We start from the raw sequence: 25543 nt of genomic DNA on the forward strand, positions 1-25543 counted from the left end.
CCCGCGCTTGCCGGGTAGCGCACGCTGTGGCCTCTGGAGAGGGGCGCCTTGTGCTGGGTCAGTCCCGTACGGCTTGCGGCCACTGGCTTCCGGGTAGCTTCGAGTAGTCACCGACCTGGGTGGCGATGTCCCGGATGTTGCCGAGGGCGTCCATGAAGCGCTGCCCGACGGTGAGCAGGGTGTTGAGGCCGGCGGTGACGAGGTCACCGACCGATTTGGCGAGGGTGGAGATGGCCCAGGGGATGTCGATGACGGTACTGGCCTCGGTGGCAGCCTGCGCCAACTTGCCGGCGAGTCCGGTGACGATCTTGGCCAGCTCGACGGCGTAATCGACGTTCGAGCGGGCGATCTTGAACAGCCACTGGCTGATGAACTCGGCCTTCAGCACCGACTCGTCGATCGCGGCTTTCTGCTTGGTGGCCTTGGCGTTGTAGGCGATCGCCGCGTCACCGCTCCACTTGGCGATGTTGTCGCTGCGCGGCTCGGTGGCGGTGAACGACAACTCGGAGACGGGAGTCTTGACGTCGTTGACCCACCGGAAGCTGACGTTGATCAGCGACAGCACCGGCACCTGGCGTTCCAGCGCGTGGTCAACCTGGTCGAGCACCGTGGTCATGGCCCGGCGTGTGGCGTCGAGGTTCTGCTTGATCCACCACAGTCCGGCGGGTCCGAGAAGCCACCTGTGCTCGTTGACGCGTTCCACGATGTCGTTGAAGGAGCCGACGGCTCGGTCGATGCCGGAGCGGATCTGGTCGAACGCCTTGTTGAACGGCTCGCCGTACTCAAGGTCTCTGCTTGCGGGCTGCACCTGCACTGCCTTCCATAATCATGCGCGGTAGATCTTGTCGAGGTCCAGGGAGACGACCTCGTCGGCCCGGTCGTACTCGTCAGCGATGCGCCGCAGCGCCTCGCCGATCTGATCGAACTCCGTGACGGCACCGCTCAGGATCCGCACCATGAACGTGTGGAAGTCCCGGTAGGAGCCGGCGTGCAGGACCACGCTCGCGTCGCCGATGAAGAACGCGGACGGCTCAAGATGCAGCTGTTCGGCGGCTGTCTTGACCTCCGCGATGCTGTCGGACATCGCCAGCCACTTCTTGCCCTCGTCGCGCAGCGCGTCGGTGATGACTTCCAGGTCCTTCATCGTCGCGCCTCCGTCTCTCCGGGACGGGCGAGCTCGTAGGTCCGGAAGAGTGATCGAGCCTCGAACCGCAGTTGTTCGGTGTCCATGCCGGCGACGCGCGCCGTGTCTGAGGTGATCGCCGTGATGCCCGCGCCGCGCAGGTGAAGCGTCAGGCATCCGTGCGGACTGGAGATCGTCCGTTGCTCGGGCTGCTCCGGTGCGTGGGACAGCCGGGCGAGGTCGGCGTCGATGTGGTGCAGGGCGCCCCACGTGCGCTGCAGCCAGAGGGCTTGGTCGAGTTCGGGCTCCGTGCTGGTAGCCGGCGGCTGTGCTGGTCGAGCCAGGGCGGGCTGGTCTCGCTGCAACTCCTCGACTGCGATGGTTTCGAGGAGGCTCCCCAGCGCACCGGTGTACGCCTCGTAGACGGCATCCCCGATACGGGTCACACCGGCCTGGCGTCGCCAGTCGCGGCTGATCGTCACGTCCTCCACCTGTCCGGCTCTGGTGAGGAGCAGGCTGACGGACGCTGTGCGGTCCTGACCGGAGTGAAGCCTCGGCGCGGACCGGGAAGCGAACTCGTCGACAGCTTGCGCGGCGTTCGTGCGCAGTGCGTCGTCGTCGCCGAGGAAGTCGAGGTTCGCCAAGGACAGCCGAACGTTGGCTCTGTCTCCGAACATCAGTCTCAGCCCCCGCGAGATGGCCAACGCATACGGTGATTTGCTCGTTACGGCGCAGGGGACACCGTACGGGAAACGCGAGAGCCCATGGGGGAGGGTGCTCGGCTTCCTGCGGCAGTCTGCCGCGGAGGCCGAGGATCCGCCGCGCGTGGAGCTCCTGCTGACCGCAGGGTGGCAGTGTGTGTGCCGGCGACGGCGACGGCGGTAGACGGAGGTAGCGGCGGTGGATGCCCTTATGCGGCGGAGGCTGGCCGTCCCGCTGATCGGTCTGAGCCTGCTGATGGTCGTCCCCGCCATCGCCGGCACCTGGGTGCTCTGGTTCGAGTTCGGGAACACGTATCGGGCGCTGAGCGTCGCCGTGTGTGTGCTGTTGCTGGCTCAGTTGGGACTGGCGGCATCGATCGGTGTCCGGCCCGGCACGGGAGTGCCCTGGCTGCGGATCGCGATGATCGCGCTCGCGTTCATGCTGGCATGCGGAGTCGCTGCGGTCCGCAGATCCCTTTGACCGCTTTCATAAGGGTGGGCTGCGGCGTGAGCCGGGGATGGAACTTGGGCGCGGGTGCCGTCACAGGCCGTTCTGCCGCTTCTTTTTGCGACGGTTCTTCGCGCGGGCGTGGAGGGGCTGTTGCTGGTTATGCGGGCTGGCCGTTGCTGGTCCAGGTGATCGCGATGGTGGTGTGTGGGCGGGGGATCAGGAGCTGCAGGTGGTTGGTAGGGCTGGATGCGGTGCCGGTGGGGTAGACGGCGATGTGCGGGCCGGGTTGGTGTCGGTGGTGGCGGTCCCAGGCGCCGATGAGGTCGAGCATGCGGCCGGTGAGTGCGGCGGCGTGGGGCCCGTAGCCGTGGGCGCCGAACTGCCAGGTGGTGTCGTCGAGTTGGCGGGTGGCGAGGTAGGCGATGCTGTCGGCGGTGAGCAGGGCCGGGCAGGCCACCCAGTTCTGCGGTGCCAGGTCGGCGGCGCGCTGCCGGTCGACGGCGAGCAGACCGTGAGGGTGGGGTTGGCTGGCCAGCCACAGCTGCAGGGTGTCGAACGGGGTCGCCGGTGAGGTGGTGACCGGTGACCAGGCGTCGTGCCGCGGTCCGTCGAGGGCGGCGGGCAGCGCGCGGAGATCCAGGGCCTCGGTGACAGGGTCGTCGACGAATACGGTGACGTCGTCGCCGCGTAGGTGGTGTGGTGTGACGGGGTTGGCGCCGGCGCCCTGCATCGGGACGAAGCCGCAGACGAAGGCATCGGTGGCAACCAGGTGCTCGCCGTCGCGGACGAGGGTGAGGCAGCGGGTGTGGCCACGCATCCGCAGCGGCGTGACGAGGACGCCGTCGGCGGCGAGCTGGTCGGTCCAGGCGGCTGGGATGTCGCTGGTCTCGACGGTGACAATGATGGCGTCGTACGGGGCGGCCGCCCCCCAGCCTTCGTCCGCGTCGGCGTGCACCGCCGCAACGTGCGGATAGCCGGCGGTGTCGAGGGCGGTGCGGGCGTAGGCGATGACGGCGGGGTCGATGTCGATGCTGGTGACCGTGCCGTGCGGGCCGACGACCTCGGCGATGAGCGCGGCGTTGTAGCCGCCGGATCCGACCTCCAGCACCCGTGCGCCGGGCTGAAGGTGGGCGGCGTGCAGCATGGCGGCTTGAAGCCACGGCGCGGAGATCGAACTGGTCGCCTTGCCGTCCGGGCCGCGGCGGGTGACTACCACGTCGTCGGCGTACGCGGCCTCGACGCTGACTCCCGAGGGCGTGAACAGGTGGCGGGGGACCTGTCTGAAGGCCGCTTCCACGGCCGGTGAGGTGATCGCACCGTCGGCGAGCAGCTTGTCGACCAGTCGAGCGCGAGCCGTCTTCGTGAGCTCGGTGTCGAGCGGATCGGCCATCGTTGGCTCCCTGCGGTTCGGGCGCTCAGCGCGCGAGTTCATTCCTGACTTTGTCGGGCCGAGATCCTGTGGCGTGGGGTGACCTTGTACAGCCTGCCGGTTGTCAAGACTGCCGGGCCCTCGGCCGTGGCTCACGGCCTTGAGCTACGCCCCCGTGGGCCCGGTGGATTGCCCACTCGCCGGTCCATCGGGCGAGGTCGTGTACCCAGCGCTCGGTGTTGTGTCGGGCCTTGGTCGCCCACTTCGCGGCGTTGGCCGAGGCGAAGTGGTTGAGCACGTCAGCGCTTGTGGCGGTCCAGGACGGGAATTGCCGGAGCCAGTCTTCGGCTTGGGCGGGGGTGTGGCCGCTGCCGATCAGCCATTGGACGAGTAGTGCGAGTTCGACCCATGCCGCTGCTTTGGTGGCCCAGGCCCAGTCGACGATGCGCAGGCCGTGCGGTGTGATGATCAGGTTGGTCGGGTTGAGGTCGGAGTGCACGAGTGTCCCGCCGTCCATCGCGGGGTGCGTGAACCCGAGCCGGTCGGCCGGGGTGAACCACCGATCGCCGGGCGCCGGCGTCTGGTGAAGGTCTTTCAGGGCGGCGGTGAGCAGGTCGAGATCCGGGCTGTCGGGGGACAGGTCGGGGTGGGGGCCGGCGAGATGCTCGGTGCCCACCACCAGCCAGCCATCGGCCTCGAAGTGCCACCGCAGCGCCGGCGGGTACCGGTCGGCGGCCTGGGTGACGGCCAGCTCGTAGCGCAGCGACCGGACGCCCCTTTCGCCGCAGGCCGCTTTGACGAAGAACGGTCCGGACGGGCCGGTGACGGTCGAGGCGATCTGTGCGTGGTTGCCGTCGGGTGCCGGGGTTGCCTCGAACGCTCCACCGACCTGTTCGGTGATTCTGGTGATCACGCTGCGGGGTAGGGTCGTCCAGTCGCTGCGCATCAGGTTCTCCTGTTACCGGCCGGGTTGCGGCGGGTTCGGCGGACAGCAGGACTCGGCCTCACCGCCCCAGAATTCCATGTCGATCTGGTAGCCGGTGTCGTGCAACGCCGCGAGGGTGTAGGTGATGGCGGTGCCGTCTCGCATGGCTTCGGTCAGGATCGGGCGGTGGTGCACGTAGTGGCCGGCGATCTGGTGGCAGGCGGCGGTGTAGGGCTCGCTGATCTGCAGGAGGGCGTGCCAGACGGCGTCGACCGGTCGGGTGGGCACGACCCGGTAGGACTCGCCGGTCGGCAGGAGCATCCCGAAATCGGGCTTGCCGGCCTGGTCGGCGTGGGCCTTCAGGAAGACCAGGAATTGCCCGACGGCACGCTCGGCGTAGGTGTGGCTCACCTCCTGCCGGGCGGCGAAGTAGCGGGTCAGCTTGTCGAACACCTCGGTCGACACGAGCGTGCGCGGGTTCTGTGCGACGGTCGTGACGGGTCTGTCTGCGGTGATGCTCAAGGTTCCTCCTTGATCGCGAACGGGGATGAGCGCGTATCAGGCCGCCTTCGGGGCGGTGATGCGAGCGTTTGTCGTGCGGTGATGTAGAGGGGACGTCGCGGCCAGGCCGTCGCGGAGGTCCCCTCACCAGCGGCAGGCTGCGGTGTTTGCTCACTGCTGCTTGAGGATCGATCTGCGGAAGGGGCCCCAGGCCACGAAGCGGTCGAACATCTCCTGCGGGCTCGGTCCGTCGTGTGGGTTGAGGTGGAACAGGTCGCGCATCGCCTCGAACATCAGCCCGCTGAGGTAGATCGAGAGCGCGGGGAGCGCCGATTCGTACTCCACTTTCAACAGCAGCCGGGCCTGCGGGCACGGCCACGGCTGACCGCATGCCCGGCATGCCCACGTCGGCCGCAGCGGGGTGTGCGGAGGTGTCGTTTCGGTTCTGTAGCGCGGCCGATCTGGCGTGGGGCCGGCGTCCGGCGTCTGCAGGTGCGACGACATCACCGACGGCTCCCAGGTGCTCGCACCTGCCATTCCTGGCGGGGTTGCTCTCTCGGGCCCGTTCGACGGCCAGAGCCGGCCCACGTTCGTAGATCCATGAGGACGTACCTCTTTCCTTCGCCGTTGTCGGTAGGCGGTGGCGATGATTCGGTGGCCTGATGCTGCAGTGGCTACGCGTCGCAGCTCGGGTGACCCCTGCTGCTGATCACGCCTGCGACGGTGGAGGTTGGTGGCCGGCCGGTCAGGGTCCGACGGGGCGCCGGCGTAGGTGGTGTGGCCGCGTTCGAGGATGAGGACGTACGAGAACAGGCCCGCCCGGCGGCCGGTCAGCCGTTCGTGCGTGGCGAGGGCCTCGCCGCTTTGCGGGTCGTTCAGGAGCTGCGAGGTGGATCCGTCGGCGGTGACGGTGAACGTCAGGCCGGTGCTCTGGCCGCGGTAGGTGATGCCGGGGATGTCGGCGAGGACGCGCAGGCTCGTCGCCCGCTGGGCCTGGTTGAGGTATTGGCTGCTCACGAGCGTGACGACGCCGCTGATGAGCAGCCGGGGATAGGCGAGGTCGGTGGCCAGTTCTCGGGGCGCTGCCGCGCCGGCCAGCACGTCCGCGTCGTTCAGGAGTGCTTCGGGCAGGTATGGGTGCAGGCCGCCGGGCAGGTGCTCGTTCGTTTTCTTCGGTGCCTCGCCGGGTGTGGTGTCGATGGGGTCGGCGAGGGCGGTGAGCCGCTGCCACGGGGTCAATGCTGGCCCGGTGGCGCTGGGGTGCGTGGTGGCGGATCGGCTGCCGGTGACCGTGGGCGCGGTCGACGCGGGCCTCGGCTGGCCGGGGGAGCTGGCGAAGCAGTCGGCGACCAGGACGCTGCCGACCAGGTTCACCGCCAGGCGGGTGGGGACCGTCGAGCGGAGCATCACGGTGTCGGGGGTTCCTTCCTCGTGTTTAGCGGTAGGTGGCGGTGGCGAGGTCGCCGACTGCGGCGTCGACGGCGGTAGTGATGTCGCGGACGGGCCGGTGGTGTTGCTCGGCGATGGCGCGCAGCTGGTTGGCGACGGTGGTGGTGTCGTCGTGGAGATAGAGGTGGCCGGTGAGGTGGAGGGCGACGACGAGTCCGGCGAGGGCGGCGGTGTGGTTGTCGGGTTGTTCGCGGCCGTCGGCGAGGTAGCGCAGGCGGGCGCGCGCGATGACTGGCCACCGCTGGTGGGTGGGTAGGTAGGTGTCGGCGCGGATCAGTCCGCCGAGTCGGCGGTGGCTGGTGTGGCGGAGGATTCCTGCGGCGTGCAGGCCGGCGCGGGTGCGTTCGTAGAGGTCGTCGGCGAATCCGCGTAGCCAGTGGCGCAGTGGTGGGGCGGGCCGGGTGTGGCGCAGGCTGGTGAGGGCGGCATCGGTGATGAGGTCGCCGACGGGCCGGTCGATGTGCAGCCGAACCCGCTGCTCCCCAACCTGGCCGTGGCCGTCGAGGGTGGTGCGGCCGGTGAGGACGAGGTCGATGAGGACGGCGCCGGCGAGACCGAGGGCCAGGGCTTGGCGGTGGATGTGGGGTTGGCCGGTGTCGTCGTTGTGGGCGAGCAGGTACAGCTCGTCGCGCAGCGGCAGCCCGGGCACCGGCGCGGTCATGGCTGCCCCTGGGTGAGGCTGCGGAGCCGGGCGTGGGCGTCTGCGTAGGCGGGCTGCGGCTGAGGGAGGTGGGCCTTGTCGATTGCGGCCAGGATTGTGTAGTTGGGGTCGCAGACGTTGCCGATCGGCGCCCGGGCGGCTTGGGAGACGAGCTGGTAGGCGTCGAGGGTGTCCAGACGGCACAGGTCGGCGGCCCAGGTGGTGAGGTCCTGGTGGGCGATGCGGTAGGCGTCCTCGAGTGGTCGGGCGCAGCCGACGGACATGATCGCGGTGTCGGTTTCCAGCCGCGGCCACGCGGTGGGACGGCCGCCCTTGATGACCTCGACGGCGAGGGCGGTGACGGTGGCGATCTCCACCGCGACCCCGCACGCCTCCCCTTCGCCTTGGCGGGCGTGTCCGTCACCGAGGGCGAGGAGCGCACCGTGGACGTTGACGCCGAGGTAGAGGGTGGTGCCGGGACGCAGTTGCGGGGTGTCGAGGTTCCCGCCGTAGTAGTCCGGGACGATCGTGGCGCGGGTTTCCATCGCGGCGGGGGCGACGCCGATTGTGCCGATCATCGGATCCAGCGGCAGCTCAACGCTGTGGTCGCTGGTGGTGGCGCAGTACCGCACGGTTCCGGCGGTGGGGTCGATGTGGTAGACCCAGACGCGCTCGTCGAGGGGTGGTTGGAGGGTCGCGGTGTGCCCGGTGGAGGTCAGCGCCCCGAAGTACGGGAACGTCGCGGACACACCCCAGTCCCGGGCCGGAACGATCGAGGCGATGTGGACGGCGAGGGTGTCGCCGGGTTCGGCGTCCTCGACGAAGAACGGCCCCGACACCGGATTCAGATACGGCATCGCGCACACCTGCGACGGCAGGTCCGCTGGCCCTCGCACCCGGCCGCCGAAGCAGTCCTCGGTGTGCACGGTGAACACGTCACCGGAGCGCACATGGGCCACCGGGATCCGCCCGCCGAAGGTGTAGGCCAACTCGTCGCGCGCCGGCCGATACGTGAAGTGACTTCCGGAAGACATCGTGGTCACACCCGCTCCAGGTCACGAGCGGACCGCTGCGCCGGCGCCAGACCCGACAGCGACGGGCGGCGGCCGGACAGGTAGAGGCCGGCGAGCACGACCATGCCGAGGGCGAGCCAGGCCAGGCCGAGGCGCTGCGCGGCGATGTTCGCGTTCACCACCACGTAGGCGAGGATCGCGAACCCGATACCGGGCATGACCAGGTGCGCCCACCAGTTGCCGCTGCGCCGCCGGATGAGGTGGTGCACGACGACGGAGACGTGCAGGACCAGGAACGCGACCATCGCCCCGAAGTTGATCAGCGACGACAGCAGGGTGATCCCGTCGGCGCGGGTGGCCATGTACAGGCCCAGGGCGAGGGACACGACGCCGGTGAGCAGAGTCGCGTTGATCGGCACGTTGCGCCGTACCGACACCTTCGCCAGAAGGGCCGGGAGCTGCCGGTCGCGGGCCATCGCGTACAACAGCCGGGACGTCGCCACTTGCGCGACCATTGAATTCGGCAGACCCCACGCGATCGCCGTCGCCACCGCGCACAGCGTCGCAAGCCAGCCACCGCCGGCCACCGCGGCCGCGCCGTAGAAGGCGGTGCCGTTCGGATCACCCTGCGCTAGAAGCACGCCCGGGTCGGGGACGAGCATCGCGGCCAGCCACGTCTGGGCGATGAACAACACCCCCGCCAGGACGAGGACAGTGGCCATCGCGCGGCCGATCTGTCGGGAGCCGCCCCGGGTCTCCTCGGCCAGCATGCTGATGCCGTCGAAGCCCAGGAAGCTGAGTACGGCGATCGACACCGCCCCCGCCACCACTGACCAGGTGAACGTGTCGGCGTTGTAGAACGCGTCCCAGCTGAACCGGCCCCTACCCGAGGCGAGAGCCCAGCAGGCGACGCCCAGGAAGACCGCCAGGATGATCAGCTCGCCGACGAGCATCACCCGGGTCACCATCGCGGTCATGCGGATGCCGACCGAGTTGACGATCGTGTTGACCGCGACGAATCCCAGCAGCCACAGCCACACCGGCACCGCCGGCACGGTGGCATGCATCGCCACCGACGCCACCAGATACAGCAAGCCCGGCACGAGAACGTAGTCCAGCAGAATCACCCAACCGGCCAGAAAACCGACCGGCGCGCTGATGCCCCGGCCGGCGTAGTTGTAGACGCTGCCCGACATCGGGAACGCCTTCACCATCTGCGCGTACGAGAACGCGGTGAAAACGAGGGCCACCACACCGACCGCGTACGCCAGGGCCACCATCCCGCCGGAGCCGGCGTACACGCTGCCGAAAATCGCCATCGGCGCGATCGGCACCATATACACCAAGCCATACGCGACCAGGTCCCGGAATCGGAGGCGACGCGCCAACTCCTGTGTGTAGCCGTAACGCCTCAGCTTATCATGATCCGGCATCCGGGATCCCCCTCAGATTTCGTCAATCAATCATCGGTACCTGTGCCGCCGGGAACGCCCTCCGTGATGGGTTTGGTGGTAATGCGTTCGGGCCGAAACGCGGAATGCGCCATCGACGACGAGAGTGACTAAAGGCGAATACGCTCGAGGTCGGCAAGGCTCATCGTCAACGTCTGACAATCCCTTGACAAGACGCCCCTTCATTGACGGTCCGGGTTGAGGATCACGCACTCGTGCTGGGGAACACCAACTCGTTGTTGACCGGCTTCATCAACGCGGTACTTGCCTTCAAGGTCATAATCAGCCTCGGCCAGATCTTGGTCACGGGCGCGGAATCGCAGGTCACGCGAGTTCGGACCACCTGCGAGTGTGATGTCGGAACTTTGTCGGAGATTGTTGGAAGAAGCCGCTGGTTGGCCTACGCATCGCGATCCTGCACTACAGTGCTCCCAGGCCACCGCGTCTCGCCCCTGCGCGAGCGTCCGTACTAATCGGGAGCTGCTGATGCCGAGCGTGCCACCGCAAGACGTGGCCAATGTCTGGAGCGCCCTTGGTCAGATGCTTGCGCGCAGCCGCAAGGCCGCTGGCTACACGCAAGAGACGTTCGCGCCACTGGTGAGGTATGGACGGAGCACGATCGCCAACGTGGAGACCGGCCGGCAGCGCGTAGGGCGTGACTTCTGGACCCGGAGCGACGAACTGCTGGGAACCGACGGCAGGCTGTCCCGGGAATACGATCGCATCCGACTCGCCAGCACCCAGCGCGTGCGGAACGGCGTGGCTGCCATTCAGGAATTCCAGGCGGCTGGGGCGCCGTCGTACTCCTCCAACGCCGGGGAAATGCTCGCGCGCACGTCCGGAACCGACTACCTGATGGGCGAGTGGAACAGCTTCTCCACGCTCACCAGCATGCTGGCCCAGCAGCGCCAGGCCGTGTCGCCCGACGCGCTACTCGGTCTGATCGAGGCCCACCGTGAATGCCTGTCCACGCTATACCGCAAGGCCGGCCGTGCGCCCATTCGTACTGATATCGGAGCGATGCTCGCCGAAGCCTCGATCGTCGCCAGCCGGTTGTGGAGCGCACAGGGCAACCGAACCCTCGCGCTTGCTCACTGTGCCTACGCTCGCCAGCTCGGCGACAGGCTGGGTAACCACAGGGTCAGCGCGACCGCACGCATCTTCGAGAGCAACCTTCACTCGGAAGCCGCCACCCTGATCGAAGCAGACGGTGACATCATGATTGGCCTGCGACTACTCGACGAGGCCGCCCGCGCGTCCACCGAACTCAGTTCCGCCGCACGAGCTCGATTAGCTGCCGAACAGGCCCAAGCCTTCGCCGCCCTGCGACTTCCACGCGAGGCCACGGCGGCTTTGAAGCGGGCAGAAGAAGCGGTCAACGATCTGTCTCCTGTTGACTGTGTCGGTCTCTACAGCGACTGGAGCGGCGCCCGCCTCCTCGTCTATGCGGGCACATGCCATCTCCTCCTTGGCCAGCCCCGCCAGGCCGTGACCGTGCTCGAAAGCGCAGTACAGATGCTGGAACACGACCACGCCAACGTCAACGTCGCCTTGGCAGCAGCCGTAGACCTCGCCGGCGCCTACGCCGAGGCCGGCGAACTTGAACAGTCCTGCACCCTGCTTGGCCACACCTACGACCAGCTAAAAGCAGGCGGAAACCATCGAGGCATCGCTCGAGCCCAACGAGCCCGACAGCGGTTGGCACGATGGCGTGACGAGCCAGTTGTCCTCGAACTCGAGGAGCAGATGGCCGCCTAACAAGCAGCTGACGACCCGCCCGCACTCAACAGCGAACTGACGGCGGCCGCCACCGTCATCGGGTCAAGACTCTCTAGTACCACGTCAGGCTCGTAGGAGACCAGCTCTTGACGCCCAAGCCGGTGAGCGACCACAGCGATACGAAAGCCGGCGTGACGTGCGCAAGCGATGTCGTTAGGCGCATCCCCGATGACGATCACTTGAGCAGGATCGAGCGGAGCACCGTAGATCGCGGAATAGCGCTGCGTTACGACCGCCGGAAGCTGAAAGCGATCGCGAGCGTCCGATCCGAACCCGCCGATGCGAAGATCAAGAAACTCATCCAAGCCCGCCACGTGCAGCTTCACGTCGGCGGCCGAACGCAGATTCCCGGTCAGCACGGTCTGGATGAAGCCACGCTCGTGCAGCTCCGCGATGCTCGCCACGGCACCTGGATACGGCGGCTGAACCTCAGCCAACTCCTGCCGACCCTCTTGCATGACCGCGGCAATGGCCTGACGAAAGGCGGGTATGCCCGCCTCCGCAGCTGACGGGTCCACGCCCGAAGCGATCGCCGTGTCCACGGCGATCGACTCGTCCGTATACCCATGCACCTTCTTGTCAGGGAAGACAACCTCGGACTCCGCGATGCCGTACGCACGAGCGATCGCGCGCGTCAGCCAGCGCAAATCAGCGGGTATGAGCGTCCCGTCAACGTCCCAGATGACCAAGCCGACGCTGCTGTGGTTCATCGAAGCATCGTCGCACGGCTCCGGCAGCTGCCCCTGTCGAGCATTCCGGGGGTACGCGGCCAGCCGGTGGGGCAGTGTCGGCAGGAATGCCCCGCTGGCCACGCCACCGACATCGCGGCAACAGGGGATGGGGCCGTCGTGTGTCAGGTGGCAGCCGGACTCGGCAGGGTTGGCAAGACCAACTCGCCGCCGGTCTGGCCCACCGGCCATGGGACGTGGGACCCCGGTTGCCGGAGGGTCTCTACAAGATCCGGGGCGGTTCAGTCTACGACTGCCCGACGAGGAGATCCGCTCTCATCGACTAAGGAACCGCATGATTTCGTCGCGAAGCAGTTGGTCCGGGTCGCGAGGTCGAAGATCAGGATTGGAGAACGGCGGGCAGGTCAGGAGCTCGGCCAGCACTGATGCCAGCCGCTTCCGTTCCCCTCGCAGGTTCAGCCACGCTGAGTCGGGAAGCCGCAGCACCGTGGAGAGCAGGTCGCCCGGGTAGTAGTCGCCTTCCGTCATGGGGTCGCGGAACAGTACTTGTACCGCGAGAGGCAGCAGCGCCGGCACGCCGATCTCCTGCCCGAGCATGATGCGCAGGTCTTCGACCGTGAACTCAGCGAGCGGTTTGCGTCGCAGTTCGGTGCAACGTCTTACGAGAGACGTAGCGTCGGGAGCGGGATCCGGCCACGCGCTCCGTTCAAGCTGCTCGATCGTCGTCACGGCGGTCAGGGTAGTTCGCGCTTAAACGCTAGTAACCGGACGGGCTGCGGCAGCGGCGACAGTCTGCATTCAGTCCGCAAGAGGTCGTCGGGTGGTGGGGGAGTGGTGAGAGATGCCGAGAGGTGCTTCCGCTGATAGATGGCCAGGTGTGAAGGTCGACGGGTCGCGCATCTTGATCCCGTAATCCACGGCTCAGCCAGCGTCAGCCCGCTGGTATCTACGGCTGCGTCGGGCATGGCGGGCAGACTGCCGGCATGAGTTACGACTTGGCGGTCTGGGAGGGTGAGCTGCCGGCCGACGACGGCGCTGCGGGTGAGGCCTACGACCAGCTCTACGCCCTGTACATGGAGGGTGAGGAACTTCCGCCGACCCCGCGTATCCGTGCCTACGTCCTGGCGGTGCTTGAGCGGTGGGTCGAGATGACTGATGACGAGCACGACGTGAGCCCGTGGTCTGCTGGTCCTCTGATGGACGAGGTATCGGGCCCTTTCGTCTACTTCACCATGCGGTACAGCATGTGCGAGGAGGTGTCGGCCGAGGCGGGCTCGCATGGCGGCAAACCACGGGCTGGTCTGTTACGACCCGCAGTGGGAACGCCTTCGCCCGACCACCGACGAGTGAGGCGTCGCGTGCCCGTTCGAGTGGGTGACGACGGTCAACGGCGGTCAGCTTTGGACGTGGCGGCAAGGACGTCGGATTGTTGCTGATCGCCGTTTCGCCGCCATCTCGACAGGCGCGATCGGCTGCGGGCAGCGGGCAGGCGAGTTCGCCCGGGGCCGGTGGTGCGGACAGGGAATGGCTGTGATCAGTGTTCGCGGGAGTCTTCCTCGCTCTTCACAGTGGTGACGATCGATGGACATGATGGGGCGAGATGGTCGCTGTCCACGACGGATGCCCGAGGAGGCCCTCATGCGAATCACCCGACGACTCACCACATCTGCGTTGGCGCGGCGTGCCATAGCCGGAGCAGCGGTGGCGGTGGTCGCCAGCGCTGGCCTGGTCGCCGTAGACGCCTCGGTGGCTTCGGCGACACCGCCCGGTATTCCGTCCAAGGCGAGCGCCCAGTCGCAGCTCAACGCTTTGACGGTGAAGAGCGAGGGGTCGACGAGTGGGTACTCGCGGGATCTGTTCCCGCACTGGATCACCATCAGCGGGGCCTGTAACACCCGAGAGACGGTCCTCAAGCGCGACGGCACGTCCGTGGTCACCGACAGCAGCTGCGCGTCGACCTCGGGCCGCTGGTACAGCCCGTACGACGGCGCGACCTGGTCCGCTGCCTCGGACGTCGATATCGATCACGTTGTGCCCCTGGCGGAGGCGTGGCGTTCAGGCGCCAGTGGCTGGACGACCAGCCGGCGGCAGAGTTTCGCCAATGACCTGACCCGCCCGCAGTTGATCGCCGTGACCGACAATGTGAACCAGTCCAAGGGTGACCAGGACCCGTCGACGTGGCAGCCGCCGTTGTCGTCGTACCGCTGCACTTACAGCAAGATGTGGATCACCGTGAAGTACAACTGGGGGTTGAGCCTGCAGTCGTCGGAGAAGTCCGCCCTGCAGAGCATGCTGAACACCTGCAGCTCCTAGCCTTCCGCACCCCTCCGGGGCTGACCGCACGAGCGCCGACGCACGGCAACCCTGAGCCATCCGTCATCGGCCCCGCCCGCGCGCCCGCGGACGGCGGCGCCGACGCGCTGGAGGGCGGGTCGCCACACAGGACCCGCCCTCCAGCACCCAGGCGCAATCGGATGAGGCGTAGGTGCCGCTGGCGGGGCGGTCACCCGGGTGGGACGATGGCGCCGTCACGGGCCCACAGGGTGCTGCCGTCGGGCCAGACAACGGCCGGCTCGTCGACGCCGTGCAGCCGGCCGTCGTCGGTGAGTCGCAGAACGGTGGGGCGCTGCATCATCACGGCCACCCCCGATAGGGGCCACCACGGCCCGGCCGCCAGCGCCACGTCACGGCATCCCTCCCACCCTGGGGTGGGTGCCGTGCCGAGCACCTGCTGGTAGGTGTCGATCGCGGCGAGCACAAGCCAGTCGGGGTAGAGGTTCCAGGCCGGATCGAAGAACCAGTCGCGAGGATTCAGGCAGTAACGGATCACGGCGCGTCCCTCGTCGTTGCGCTTCACGATCGTCTGCTCGTCGCTCCAGAACCAGGCGAATTGCATGATGTAGCTGCCGGTGAGGGTGCGGTCGACCGCCGCCCAGACCGGACCCAGCACCTGGTTATACACCTGCCGTACCGCCTGCAGCGCCGGTGTGAGCGCGGACCGCTCGCCCTTGGTGACCGGGTTGCAGAGGTACCGGTGCTCCATCAGGTTGTAGCGGGCCTCGAAGCCGTCGTAGCGCTGCTCGCCGTAGTAGCCGTGCCATTCCATGAAGTCGTGGAAATCGCCGAAGGCGGTGAACCGGTCGTGGTCGCTGGTCTGCTCCCAGATCGGCGCTCGCGCTGCTGCCAGCGCACGGTTCAGGACGTCGCGGCGGACCGAGGCGACCAGCGACGGGTGCCCGTCCTCGAGGAGCCGCCGCACCTGCTGCAGCGCGGCCGGGGGAGAGGGGCACCACAGGAACCGCGACGGCTCGGGATGCCCGGCGCTGCGGTAGGCGAGGCGAACGGCGGCCTCCGCGCGCGCCTGGTCCGCGGGCTCGCAGGACAACACCGCCTGCGTCCATCGGCTCGCCACGGCTTGTCCGTGCGCTGAGATCGGATTGGTGGAGTCATGCATGGTGTCCTCCTGACAGATCATCGATGGCGCGGCATGCCGTTGACGATGCCGCTGCAGGTCAAGTGGCCAGACGCCACCAGCAGGTGGCACAGCCGATCGTCAGTCCCGGCGTTCACTGTTGTGGCCCTGCTGGGCACCGCGGCCGGTTGCGGTGAGTGATTCAGGGATGACGTGAATGAGATCTTCATGTTTGACTGACATCCATGCGATCGGGGCAGGCGCGGCTGGCGATCGACTACGGCAGCGCCGACACCACCGCCGTACTGGCATGGCCGGACGGCACCTGGACGCCGCTGCTCTTCGACGGCGAACCCGCCCTGCCCAGCGCCGTCCTCCTCAGCGAGGACGGCACCACCGTGACCGGCCACCACGCCTGGCGGGCCGCGCCGGCCACACCGCACCGGTTCATCCCGCACCCCCGCCAACCCTCCGAGCAGCGCCTCACCGTCGCCGACACCGACGTCGACCCGATCGATCTGGTCGCCGCGACCCTGCGCCACGTCGCCGAGCAAGCCCACCAGATCGCCGGCACCGGCATCGACGACGTGCGGCTCGTCGTCCCGGCAGGCTGGGGCCCACGACGACGCACCTGGATACGCCACGCCGCGCACCGCGCCGGCCTCCCACCACCACAGTTGATCGACGCGCCGACCGCCGTCGCCGGGCACCTGCTCGCCACCGGCCAGCAGCTGCCCGTCGGCACCTACATCGCCGTCTGCGACGTCGGCGCCACCGCCGAAGTCAGCGTCCTGCGCCGCGGCCCCGCAGGCTTCGAAGTCCTCGCCACCCTCGCCGACCCGACCGCCGGCGGCACCGCCATCGACGACGCCCTCACCACCACACTCACCACCAACCCACCCGGCACCGACGGGCAACGATGGGCCATGGCCGCCAGCCTCCGCGCCGGCAAACACGCCCTGACCGACCACCCGGCCGTCACCGTGCCACTACCCGACGCGCCGGCCGTGGTGCTCCACACCGGCCTGCTCGACCAAGCCGCCCAGCCCGTCCTGCACCGCATCGCCCACCTCACCACCGAAGCGATCACCGCCGCGGAACTCACACCCCGCGACCTCACCGGCGTCTACTGCGTCGGCGGCACCGCCCGCCTACCCCTACTGGCGAAGACCCTCACCGACGCCGGCATCACCCCCACCCTCGTCGACCAGCCCACCCTGGCCGCAGCCCGAGGCGCCGCCGACGCAGGCGCCACCAACACCGCCACCGACCCCACCACGACCGACGAGCCGATACCGCCGGTACGGCGCGCCGCCGCGATCGCCCTCCCCGGCTTCGCCTCCCTCGCCCTGGTCTCCCAGTTCCTGCTCACACCCCAGTGGCGCGGCTCCCTCATGTACCGCGAAGCGATCCTCAACTGGGGCGAGCTGACAATGGCCGCCGTCTTCGCCGTCATCGCCTGCCTCAGCGCCGGCACCGTCCTCGCCTCCACCATCGCCAACCGCACCACCACCCCGACCAGCCCCGGCATCCACACCGGAACCGGAATCCTCGCCGCAGCCTCCCTCGGCGTCGCCGTCAGCGGCATGTACGCCGTCGTCGGAAGCCTCTACGTCGGCTACCCCGTCAACGGCTTCCTGCGCTGGACACTGCTACCCATCACCCCGACCATCACCGCCGCCGCCGTCATGGCCCTCATCGCCGCCCGGCAATGGCGCACCCCCGCGGGCGGATGGTCGAAACTGCTCGCCTTCCCCACCGGCTCCGTGCTCACCGCCGCCGCCGGAATGCTGCTCATCCAATACAGCCTGACCGCCGACCGGTGGCCCCACCTGATCCTCTGGATCGACCTCGCCGGCCGAGTCGGAGGACTGCTCCTGGGCATCGGCACCGTCATGGCCGTCGTGTCCCAGCCGATCCTGCGCCTGATCCTCAGCGCACCCCTCGCCGTCATCACCGCCGCCCTGGTCTCCTGGCCCGCCTCCGGCATCCTCGGCGCCATCTACGCCATCGCCGTGACCACCTGGTGGCTGCGCCAGATGTGGACCCACCTACTACGCCCTCACCAGCCGCAGCAATGACCCCACCAACCCGATACCACCCGACCCACGTGGGGGAGGAGCTGCGGTGAACGGGGCCCGGCGACTCGCAGGCGCTACCGCCGTCCTGGCCGTCCTGGCGATACCGCCGTGGCTGCTGACCACCCTCACCCGAGCCCACCTGCCCGGCTGGCCGACCAGCACGCAGCTACGCGACTGGCTCACTGACCCGCTGACCCCGGCAACCCTCACCACAGGGCTCATCGCCGTGGCCTGGCTGCTGTGGCTGGGCATGGCCTACACCGTCACCGCGACGGCCGCCCGCCGACTGGGCGCCGGCGCCCGATGGGTACGCCACCTGCCACTACCCACCCCATGGCAGGCCGCCGCCACCAGCATCGCCGGCGCCGCCGCCCTCACCACCGCCCACACCCCCACCACCCATCCACCGAACCCACCGACACCAGTCACCGCCGACGAACTGCAGCACCCCTCCGATACGCCCCAGATCGAGCGGGGCGGGGTGGTCGTGCCCGGCGGCTGGCTACCCGACGACACCGCCCACCACATCGCCGCCGCAGCGGCCCTAGTGTGGCTACGCCGCCGTCGCGCCCACCAACCCGGCCAACCCGACACCGACGCCACCCAGCTGACACCCCTACCCGCCACCGTCACCGCCGTCCAAGCAGCCATCGCCGACCAACCACCGCCACCAGCAGCCACCACCGGCGCCATGCAGGCGCCGCTGCCCCCGGCCGGCATACGTCTCGCCGGCGACGGGGCCGACCACGCCGCCCGAGGTCTACTCATCACCAGACTCCTCACCGCGCTGCGCGACCCCACCGACACGATCCCCGTGATCGTCACCAGCAACGCCCTCACCAGGCTCCTGCCCAGCGTCGCCGAGACCGCCGCCACCATCCCGGGCCTGCACGTCATCGACACCCTCGAACGGGCCACCGCCCTGCTACCTGCATCCAGCACGTCGGCCACAGTCGACAGCGGCACACCCAGCCTCGTCTTGACTGCCGATCCTGCGACGGCGGCACCGCCGAACCTCCCAGGCGCCCGTCTCGTCACCCTCGACGCCGGCGCATCACTACCCACCTGGCGCGTCGACCGCCACGGCCACACCGTGGACCACCAGACCGGCCAACCCCGGCCACGGATGTGTGTCCTCGACAGCACCGCCGCGACGGACCTACTCGCCGTCCTAGCCCAACCCACCACCGCAGCACCCGACACCGCCGCATCCGCACCAGCACGGCCGATCAACCGGGCACAGGCAACGATCCCCCGCCAAGCCAGCCGAATCTCACCGCCCACACCGCGGCGGCCCACCGAGGCCGCAGCGACCGCTGTCCAGCTGCGGGTGCTTGGCCGTCCGGCGTTGCTCATCGACAGCGAAGAGGCCGCCATCCGCCGCAGCGCCGCCCTGCAAATCCTCGTCTTCCTCGCCGTGCACCCCGACGGCGCCACCACGACGCAACTCGTACATGCCCTCTGGCCCGGCCTGCCCGCCCACACCGTCACCGGCCGTCTCTACACCACCCTCAGCGACCTCCGCTCGACCATCCGCGCCACCAGCGCCGAGCAGGTGGTTGTCCACACTGAGGACCGCTACCGCCTGGACCCACGCACCGACGTGGACCTGTGGCGCCTGCAGGCCGCCGCGCACCAGAGCGCCACCACGGACGCACCCGGCAGCTGGCAAGCGGTGATCGACGCCTACACCGGCGACCTCGCCGCCGGCCACACCTGGCCATGGATCGACCCACCCCGTGAGGCCACACGCCGCCTGGTCCTCGACGCCCACACCACCGCAGCAGCAGCACAAACCGACCCGCACGAGCGCCTGCGGCTGCTGCAAGCGGCGATCCGCATCGACCCCTACAACCAGCAGCTCCACCAGCTCTCCGCCGACGAACTAAACGCCCTCGGCGACTCCGCCGCGGCCGCCGACCTTCTCGACGCCCACCGGCAACGCCTGCGCGTCGCCGGCATCCTCGATCAACCCGTGATCTCTGTGCGCTAGAGCTGCACCCCTGAGCTCCGTGACCGGCGGCTTCGCCCTCTTCAGTGTCTAGCGCGGGCCGGAGAATGCGCATCCGTTGCTGGTTGGGTATGCCAGCTTAGGCGGCCCTGGTAGCTGTGCTCAGGCGCTAGCCCAGTGGCTGCGAGAAACTCGTAGAGTTGAATGGCAGCTGACGGGAGATCTCATGGGACCAAGATTGACTCGTGTGCGGGTTTGTCTACTCTGGTGGGGCGATGAGGTCGGGCGTCTGATTCTGGTCAGATTTGTCGACCACCCAGCAAGCAGCTTCTGCGAGATGTGGTGGTCGCTGCCTGTCAGCGACGGCCAGGTGGCCGAGACGGGGACACTCCTCGATCCCGTGCAATGGGAGCAGCTCTGTTCCGGAGGACCAGTGCCGTATCGTCCTCTATCGATCAAGTTGTACCGGATTTCGAGCGACTTGGATGACCTGTGGGCACTGAGCGAGGTTTTGCGGCAACCCAACGTCCACTTGCTCTTCTCGACCCACACGCTCGTACACCCGGAGACACAGCAACCGAGAGTCCTTGCGCAGGATCGGATGGTGGTCGGCACCCATAGGCTCGCATCGCTGATCCTTGACGTCGCCGCGCTCGCGGGCGGCGGCTTCGACCCCTGCGTTCAACCATCGAATGCATTCGTCCGCTTGGCTGCCGAAGCGCCGCCGATCAAAGCCGCCTATGACCTGACCTTGAGCGATGTGCGCGGGGTGATGATCGGCGACGACAACCATCAGATCAACCGCTTCGACATCACGGTGCGGGATGCGGAGTTCGATCTCGAGCGTGTCCTTGCTCGGCCGGAAGTGCGAAGCGCGATGGACGACGTCGTCATGAACCCCGGCGACGAGGGCCTGCGCGCGGCGTGGATTAACGCGCTCGCGCATCCCGGCTGGTTCGTCTCGTGGCATCCGGCTCGACTGATGGTCAGAGATCCGGGGGCCATGCCTTCGGCTGGCTTCCTTGCCACCCTGCTTGGCATCAACGTCAACACCATCGTCGGTGACGGGCGTCGGCAGACCAATCGCTTCACGTACATCGCATCCAGCCTGCCCGAGGCTCAGGACCTCTTGGCCGGTAACGTCGAACTGGCCCGAGCCGTCGCTGGCCTGATCTGCCCGGCCAGCCCGACGACCGATACCGTGTCGCTGCTCAACATCATCAACCGGACCGTTTCCAGACTGCCGGTGGATTTCGTCAACGGGCGCCAGCAAGCGCGTACCTTGAGACCCTCTCCGAGCATGAAGATCACCCGCGTGGATGGTGCGATGGTCGGCGAGCGCACCGTTCAAAAGTCCATCGTCAAGATCGATGGCCGCCTAAGTGCGGGCAGCTTCGAGCGGCTAGGACCGAATGGACCCGAGACTGGAGGAAAACAGCGGCCCACTGGGCCGTCCTTCATCTGACCACTCACACAGGCCCTGGAGGGTTTGATGCGTGAAGCCGCCGTAGTGTTCGTCCACGGCTTCTGGTCCTCGCCGGCGACCTGGGACCGGATTATCGAAAAACTTGAAGACGACCCCGTGCTAACGTCTCTCCGGTTCGATCGTTTCGGCTACCGGTCGCCCAAGCTGTGGCTACCCCTCCTGCCCTCTCGGATCCCGGACCTTAATGATGTCGCTCAGGACCTGGCCAACTACATCGAACACCAGCATCCAAACGGTCCGCTGGCTCTGGTCACCCACAGCCAAGGTGGACTCGTCGTCCAGAGGTGTTTGGCATGGATGCTGCGTGAGAGACGCAAGTCGGACGTCGCACGCATCGAGCTAGTCGTCATGCTCGCCTGCCCCAACGGAGGGTCCGAATACCTGGGCTCACTTCGTGTCGCCATGGGATTCGGACGCCGCCCACAAGCGCGCGACCTGCAGCCGCACAATACTGATGTTGCCGATGCTCTCCGCACCGTCATGCACAGCACCCGCATTCCTCTGTACGCGTACTCCGGTAGCTCCGACAACGTGGTGCGGCGTGCCTCAGGGCAGGGGCCGTTCCGTCACGTCGGCTCGCTACCGGGGGACCACTTCTCCATCCTGGACCCGGACCTGCCTGGTAGCCTCACCGTTCGAGCACTGAGAAATCGGTTGGTCGAGACGTTCACAGCACGTCCCCCCGGTCCCGAGCCGACCCTCCGGCCAGGCCCACCCTCCGTCGATCATGAAGTTGCCGACCTCGACGCCGACGTCCTCGCCCTCCAGGAAGTCGACCGCGAACCGGCTGGTCACAAGTACAACATCACCTTCTACGGACCTTCGTACGGTACGAGCATCGGAGACCGGGATCCCAATTCAGCGCCGACTTCAGACCCGGACGATGGGCTAGCGGGACAGGGACGGCCGGGCCTGTGAATCCGCCGAGTTCGGACTCGGCCAGGATCTGGCAGGCAAGGAGGCGATGGCGCCGGCACTGAAGGCGCGACAGGTGTCCCCTGGCGGTGACGCGGAACGTGGTGCGGATCTGCTGGTAAGCCTTGCCGGCGGGCTGTCGCGTCGGCGGGCGCCAGATCGGCGTGACCCGACTCGATGGCCTCAACGTCCTTATTTCGACCTGCACTGACCTGCTTTTGTGAGGTGGTGTCAGGTGCCGTCAGGCGCCGTGAGCCGCAAACCTGCCCTCCGTGCTGTGCTGGGGTCCTAGCGTCACGGCATCGCCCCCACCAGTAGTCCTGCTGGATGTGCGGCGAGCAGGAGGAGGGCAGGTGACATCCCCAGGAGCCCGCACCGCCGCAGCCACCACCAGCGTCCTGTCCACCGCCGCCATCATGGTCGTCACGGCGCTGAACAGCGGTTGGACGCCGCGCCTGCCGGCGCTGGCCACCATGCGGCAGTGGATAGCCGACCCGATGAGCAGCGGCGTCGTCGCCGTCCTCGCCGCAGCCGCGGCAGTGACGCTCTGGCTGCTGCTGGCCACGGCCGTCCTTACCCATGCGTACGCGTCGCTGGCCCGCCGGCTGCGCCGAGCACCCGCTCTACGCCTTCCCGGCCCGGTCCAGGGCCTTACCGCTGCGCTGCTCGGCGCGACCGCCGTCACCACCACTACCGGCGCGGTCGCACACGCCACTCCAGCGACCACCACGTCCAACGAACCAGCCGCAGCCGAGCACGCGACCGCCTCACCCGCCTCCCACCACCCCGCTGCAAGCCACCAGCCGGCCGCGCCTCCGCCCACCTACACCGTGCGCCGCGGCGACAGCCTGTGCGAGATCGCTGCCCGAACCCTCGGCGACGCCGACCGGTGGCCGGAAATCTTCGCTCTCAACCGGGGCGCCCGCTTCCCCCACGTCGGCGGCGCCCTGCGCAACCCCGACCTCATCTACCCAGGCTGGGTTCTCCGCCTGCCAACCGACGCCACACACCGGAGCGACCATGCTCCGCCGCGGCGCCACGATCAGCAGCCCCGTACCGAACCCGGCCGCCCGGACCTCCCGGCGCCACCCACGAAGCCTGACTCCTCGGCCGGAACACCGACACCCACGACCACCACCACGGCAGGCCCGACAGCACCCGCGACCGAACCACCCCCGGCAGGCCCCAAGGTCACCGCGAGCACGCCGGGCACCGCCGGTGTGACTCCACCACCCCGCGGCGACTCGCAGCCTCCGACACGGGATCTGTTGCCCACACCCCACCGGTCGCCGGGCATCGACGTGCCGGGCGGTAGCTGGGTGGATGTCGGCCTGGCTGCGGCGATCGCCGCAGCCGCCGCGCTGGTCTGGGCGCACCGGCGTCGCCGCTACACCCCGCGCCCGCCCTCGACCGGTACCCACGTCGAGGGCCCCGACACGACCCCGATGCCGACCCTGGTGACGCAGATCCGCCGCCGGTTGCGCGGCGCCGCACAACGCACCGCAACACCCCCCGCCACCGGCCACCAACGGCGCGACCTCCACTCGTCCCCAGACCCCATTGACGGGAACACCGGCCCGGACGCGTCCGCCCTCGACGGTGAGAAGGACACCGACGGCGACCCGACACCAGTGTCGCGCCCGGCCGTGCCGTCCCTGACGCACGCGCTGGCCGAGACTTGGCCGTCCGCAGGACTCGGGCTCACCGGCCCCGGCGCCGACGCCGCTGCCCGCGGCTTCCTGACCGCCGCGCTCGCCGCCGGCGGCCTCGACGCCCCACACGAACGGACCCAGGTGGTGATGCCATCGACGACCGCGACGACTCTCCTCGGCACGGATACCGCGACCCTGCCCCACACTCCGCGCCTGACGGTCACCACCGGCGCCGAGGAGGCCCTCGACCTGATCGAAGCGCAGATCCTGCACCGCAGCCGTCTCGTCGACGCAAGCGGCGCTGACACGGTGGCCGACCTGCGGACGCTCGATCCTGCGGGGGAGCCGCTGCCGCCGGTGCTGCTGCTGACCCACGTCACCGCAGCCCGGCAGGACATCCGCATCGCCGCGCTGCTTACCCAAGGCACACGCCTGGACATCCACGGGGTGCTGCTCGGCGCATGGCCTGACGGTGACACCGTCGCGGTCGCCGCTGACGGCACCACAGCCCTCGCCGACGGCCCCGCCGGCCAGAGCGATCATCCCGTCCCAGTGGAGCGTCTGGCCGTGCTCACCTCGGCCGACACCCTCGCTCTGCTCCGCGTGCTCGCCGAGTCACATACCGGCCAACCACCGACACCCAGCGCCGCCGCGCCCCCGTCAGACGACCGGAAACCGGCTACCGCGAACTCGACCGAGGCCGGCCGAGGCACCCTGACCGAGACGCCGGGACCAGCGGAAACGCTCACTCCGACGACTGCCAGCACGTCACCCGGCCCCGTCGAGGCCACCGGCCACAACCCCGTTGCCGCCCATCCCCAGGCATCGGCCGGGTCGACCGACATCATCGACACCCGGCCCCATCCGATCGCCGCTACGCGCGCCGTTGCCGATGCCGGTGGTCACGACACCCCACTCGCCGACGGACCGGAAACGGTGCCTTCCGCCGTGAACGGCGAGCAGCGGCAGCCCCGCCGCGTGCAGGTATCGGTGCTCGGCCCGCCCAGCATCACCGACGCCGCGTCCCATCCGCCGCTGCGCGCCAAGGCCCTCGAGGTGCTCGTGTACCTGGCGGTCCACGACGGGGAAGCGACCGTGGACGCCATTCTGGATGACCTGCTGCCCGATGCCCCGACCAGCAAGGCACCGGGGCGGCTGTACACCTACGTGTCGAACCTCCGGGCCGTCCTGCGGCACACGGCCGGCCCTGGCGACTACCTCACCCATCCTCAGAACCGCTACACGCTCAACCCCGCCCTCGTTGACGTCGACCTGTGGCGGATGCGCGCGGCGATCCGCGACGCCGAACGCGCCACCGACCCGCAAGCGCGGGTCGCCGCGTTACGGCGCGCCGTCGACACCTACCGCGGGTACCTCGCCGACGGCGTCGACTACGAGTGGATCGAGCCCTACCGCGAGGCCGTACGGCAGCAAGCCCTCGACACCTACCTCGCGCTCGCCGACGCCCTCGCTGACCATCCCGCCCACCAGCTGACAGTGCTCGACGAGGCGATCCGCCACAGCCCCTATACCGAGGAGCTCTACCAGCACGCCATGCGCGCCCGCGCCGCGCTCGGCCAGACAGACGCGATCCGATCCCTGCGCCGAGCACTGACGCGGGCTCTCGCCGAGATCGACGCCGAACCACACGAGGACACCCTCGCTCTCGCCAACGCGCTCATCGCCGCCCAGCAGCGCCCCCGCCCCCGACCGCAGGCGCAGCCTCACTCCCGCGACGAGGACGGAGCGACTGCATGACCGACATCGCCACCTCACCGTCCTCGCACCGTGACCCTTCGAACGCGGCCAGTCGGGATCAGTTGGTCGGTCTACGGCCGCTGCGGTGGGCGGTGCGTGCCGTGCTCACTCTCGGTGTCGCCGCGTCGATCGCGGCGAACGTGCTGCACGCCCGGCCGAACCTCATCAGCCAGCTGATCGCCGCCTGGCCGCCGCTG

At 68.7% G+C, this 25543-nt stretch carries 22 protein-coding genes; 9 read left to right on the plus strand and 13 right to left on the minus strand.

Annotated features, from left to right (window positions below; genetic code table 11):
- Window positions 1-58: 58 nt before the first annotated feature.
- Genes IRY44_RS24805 through IRY44_RS24815 form a run of 3 tightly spaced genes read right to left on the minus strand, consistent with a single transcriptional unit; the run spans window position 59 to window position 1800 of the window.
- Window positions 59-808 (minus strand): hypothetical protein, encoded by a 750-nt coding sequence (locus tag IRY44_RS24805; protein WP_228532744.1) that lies wholly within the window; start codon window positions 806-808, stop codon window positions 59-61.
- Between the two features lie 18 nt (window positions 809-826).
- The gene (locus IRY44_RS24810) at window positions 827-1144 is read right to left on the minus strand and encodes a hypothetical protein (protein WP_194802618.1); all 318 of its coding nucleotides are present in this window, start codon (window positions 1142-1144) and stop codon (window positions 827-829) included.
- Entirely contained in the window at window positions 1141-1800 is a 660-nt protein-coding gene (locus IRY44_RS24815; RefSeq protein WP_194802619.1) for a hypothetical protein, read from the minus strand. The genes IRY44_RS24810 and IRY44_RS24815 overlap by 4 nt, the downstream gene beginning before the upstream one ends.
- A gap of 223 nt (window positions 1801-2023) precedes the next feature.
- Between IRY44_RS24815 and IRY44_RS24820 the strand changes: the two genes are divergently transcribed.
- Complete coding sequence (locus IRY44_RS24820) at window positions 2024-2305, plus strand: hypothetical protein (RefSeq protein ID WP_194802620.1); 282 nt, start codon at window positions 2024-2026, stop codon at window positions 2303-2305.
- 127 nt (window positions 2306-2432) lie between these two features.
- Here IRY44_RS24820 and fxlM read toward each other — a convergent pair whose 3' ends face one another.
- From fxlM to IRY44_RS24855, 7 genes are all read right to left on the minus strand, one after another.
- On the minus strand, window positions 2433-3665 hold the full coding sequence (gene fxlM / locus IRY44_RS24825) for a methyltransferase, FxLD system (RefSeq protein ID WP_194802621.1): 1233 nt from the start codon (window positions 3663-3665) through the stop codon (window positions 2433-2435).
- A gap of 103 nt (window positions 3666-3768) precedes the next feature.
- Complete coding sequence (locus tag IRY44_RS24830) at window positions 3769-4590, minus strand: phosphotransferase (RefSeq protein WP_194802622.1); 822 nt, start codon at window positions 4588-4590, stop codon at window positions 3769-3771.
- 12 nt (window positions 4591-4602) lie between these two features.
- Complete coding sequence (locus IRY44_RS24835; protein ID WP_194802623.1) at window positions 4603-5091, minus strand: hypothetical protein; 489 nt, start codon at window positions 5089-5091, stop codon at window positions 4603-4605.
- A 150-nt stretch (window positions 5092-5241) separates the two neighbouring features.
- On the minus strand, window positions 5242-5574 hold the full coding sequence (locus IRY44_RS24840) for a hypothetical protein (RefSeq protein WP_194802705.1): 333 nt from the start codon (window positions 5572-5574) through the stop codon (window positions 5242-5244).
- Window positions 5575-6505: 931 nt separating this feature from the next.
- Window positions 6506-7180: a GPP34 family phosphoprotein gene (locus IRY44_RS24845; RefSeq protein WP_194802624.1), complete on the minus strand. Its 675-nt coding sequence runs from the start codon at window positions 7178-7180 to the stop codon at window positions 6506-6508.
- A complete protein-coding gene (locus IRY44_RS24850; RefSeq protein ID WP_194802625.1) occupies window positions 7177-8193 on the minus strand; it encodes an acetamidase/formamidase family protein in 1017 nt (338 codons plus the stop codon). Before IRY44_RS24850 ends, IRY44_RS24845 begins: the two co-directional genes overlap by 4 nt.
- Before the next feature lie 5 nt (window positions 8194-8198).
- Window positions 8199-9605: an APC family permease gene (locus tag IRY44_RS24855; RefSeq protein ID WP_194802626.1), complete on the minus strand. Its 1407-nt coding sequence runs from the start codon at window positions 9603-9605 to the stop codon at window positions 8199-8201.
- Window positions 9606-10109: 504 nt separating this feature from the next.
- Here IRY44_RS24855 and IRY44_RS24860 point away from each other — a divergent pair.
- A complete protein-coding gene (locus IRY44_RS24860) occupies window positions 10110-11381 on the plus strand; it encodes a helix-turn-helix transcriptional regulator (RefSeq protein WP_194802627.1) in 1272 nt (423 codons plus the stop codon).
- Here the strand turns inward: IRY44_RS24860 and IRY44_RS24865 are convergent.
- Window positions 11378-12112 carry an HAD family hydrolase gene (locus tag IRY44_RS24865; RefSeq protein WP_194802628.1) on the minus strand — a complete coding sequence of 245 codons (735 nt, stop codon included), beginning with the start codon at window positions 12110-12112 and terminating at the stop codon, window positions 11378-11380. The genes IRY44_RS24860 and IRY44_RS24865 overlap by 4 nt on opposite strands.
- Window positions 12113-12406: 294 nt before the next feature.
- On the minus strand, window positions 12407-12820 hold the full coding sequence (locus IRY44_RS24870; protein WP_194802629.1) for a contact-dependent growth inhibition system immunity protein: 414 nt from the start codon (window positions 12818-12820) through the stop codon (window positions 12407-12409).
- Between the two features lie 254 nt (window positions 12821-13074).
- On the opposite strand from IRY44_RS24870, the gene IRY44_RS24875 reads away from it, so the two are divergent.
- Window positions 13075-13527, plus strand: coding sequence for a hypothetical protein (locus IRY44_RS24875; RefSeq protein WP_228532745.1), 453 nt, complete (start codon window positions 13075-13077; stop codon window positions 13525-13527).
- A gap of 202 nt (window positions 13528-13729) precedes the next feature.
- Window positions 13730-14404, plus strand: a complete 675-nt coding sequence (locus IRY44_RS24880) for an HNH endonuclease family protein (protein WP_194802630.1) — start codon at window positions 13730-13732, stop codon at window positions 14402-14404.
- Between the two features lie 190 nt (window positions 14405-14594).
- Here the strand turns inward: IRY44_RS24880 and IRY44_RS24885 are convergent, their stop codons facing one another.
- Window positions 14595-15545, minus strand: coding sequence for a DUF6745 domain-containing protein (locus tag IRY44_RS24885; RefSeq protein WP_194802631.1), 951 nt, complete (start codon window positions 15543-15545; stop codon window positions 14595-14597).
- A gap of 203 nt (window positions 15546-15748) precedes the next feature.
- On the opposite strand from IRY44_RS24885, the gene IRY44_RS24890 reads away from it, so the two are divergent.
- The 5 genes from IRY44_RS24890 (at window position 15749) to IRY44_RS24910 (ending at window position 25346) form a co-directional block, all read left to right on the plus strand.
- The gene (locus IRY44_RS24890; RefSeq protein WP_194802632.1) at window positions 15749-17584 is read left to right on the plus strand and encodes an Hsp70 family protein; all 1836 of its coding nucleotides are present in this window, start codon (window positions 15749-15751) and stop codon (window positions 17582-17584) included.
- Window positions 17585-17810: 226 nt separating this feature from the next.
- Complete coding sequence (locus IRY44_RS24895) at window positions 17811-19577, plus strand: hypothetical protein (protein ID WP_194802633.1); 1767 nt, start codon at window positions 17811-17813, stop codon at window positions 19575-19577.
- Window positions 19578-19872: 295 nt separating this feature from the next.
- Window positions 19873-21000 (plus strand): hypothetical protein, encoded by a 1128-nt coding sequence (locus tag IRY44_RS24900; protein ID WP_194802634.1) that lies wholly within the window; start codon window positions 19873-19875, stop codon window positions 20998-21000.
- Between the two features lie 27 nt (window positions 21001-21027).
- A complete protein-coding gene (locus IRY44_RS24905; protein WP_194802635.1) occupies window positions 21028-21939 on the plus strand; it encodes a triacylglycerol lipase in 912 nt (303 codons plus the stop codon).
- Between the two features lie 350 nt (window positions 21940-22289).
- Window positions 22290-25346: a BTAD domain-containing putative transcriptional regulator gene (locus IRY44_RS24910; RefSeq protein ID WP_194802636.1), complete on the plus strand. Its 3057-nt coding sequence runs from the start codon at window positions 22290-22292 to the stop codon at window positions 25344-25346.
- Window positions 25347-25543 lie beyond the last annotated feature (197 nt).

It is taken from the genome of Micromonospora sp. ANENR4 (assembly GCF_015354395.1).
GTDB classification, from domain to species: Bacteria; Actinomycetota; Actinomycetes; order Mycobacteriales; family Micromonosporaceae; genus Micromonospora; species Micromonospora aurantiaca.

Coding starts and splice junctions, on each gene's coding strand:
- IRY44_RS24810 (WP_194802618.1), bottom strand. CDS start 1,144: ATGAAGGACCTGGAAGTCATCACCGACGCGCTGCGCGACGAGGGCAAG.
- IRY44_RS24815 (WP_194802619.1), bottom strand. CDS start 1,800: ATGTTCGGAGACAGAGCCAACGTTCGGCTGTCCTTGGCGAACCTCGAC.
- fxlM (WP_194802621.1), bottom strand. CDS start 3,665: ATGGCCGATCCGCTCGACACCGAGCTCACGAAGACGGCTCGCGCTCGA.
- IRY44_RS24830 (WP_194802622.1), bottom strand. CDS start 4,590: ATGCGCAGCGACTGGACGACCCTACCCCGCAGCGTGATCACCAGAATC.
- IRY44_RS24840 (WP_194802705.1), bottom strand. CDS start 5,574: ATGTCGTCGCACCTGCAGACGCCGGACGCCGGCCCCACGCCAGATCGG.
- IRY44_RS24845 (WP_194802624.1), bottom strand. CDS start 7,180: ATGACCGCGCCGGTGCCCGGGCTGCCGCTGCGCGACGAGCTGTACCTG.
- IRY44_RS24850 (WP_194802625.1), bottom strand. CDS start 8,193: ATGTCTTCCGGAAGTCACTTCACGTATCGGCCGGCGCGCGACGAGTTG.
- IRY44_RS24855 (WP_194802626.1), bottom strand. CDS start 9,605: ATGCCGGATCATGATAAGCTGAGGCGTTACGGCTACACACAGGAGTTG.
- IRY44_RS24860 (WP_194802627.1), top strand. CDS start 10,110: ATGCCGAGCGTGCCACCGCAAGACGTGGCCAATGTCTGGAGCGCCCTT.
- IRY44_RS24865 (WP_194802628.1), bottom strand. CDS start 12,112: ATGAACCACAGCAGCGTCGGCTTGGTCATCTGGGACGTTGACGGGACG.
- IRY44_RS24875 (WP_228532745.1), top strand. CDS start 13,075: ATGAGTTACGACTTGGCGGTCTGGGAGGGTGAGCTGCCGGCCGACGAC.
- IRY44_RS24880 (WP_194802630.1), top strand. CDS start 13,730: ATGCGAATCACCCGACGACTCACCACATCTGCGTTGGCGCGGCGTGCC.
- IRY44_RS24885 (WP_194802631.1), bottom strand. CDS start 15,545: ATGCATGACTCCACCAATCCGATCTCAGCGCACGGACAAGCCGTGGCG.
- IRY44_RS24890 (WP_194802632.1), top strand. CDS start 15,749: ATGCGATCGGGGCAGGCGCGGCTGGCGATCGACTACGGCAGCGCCGAC.
- IRY44_RS24900 (WP_194802634.1), top strand. CDS start 19,873: ATGTGGTGGTCGCTGCCTGTCAGCGACGGCCAGGTGGCCGAGACGGGG.
- IRY44_RS24905 (WP_194802635.1), top strand. CDS start 21,028: ATGCGTGAAGCCGCCGTAGTGTTCGTCCACGGCTTCTGGTCCTCGCCG.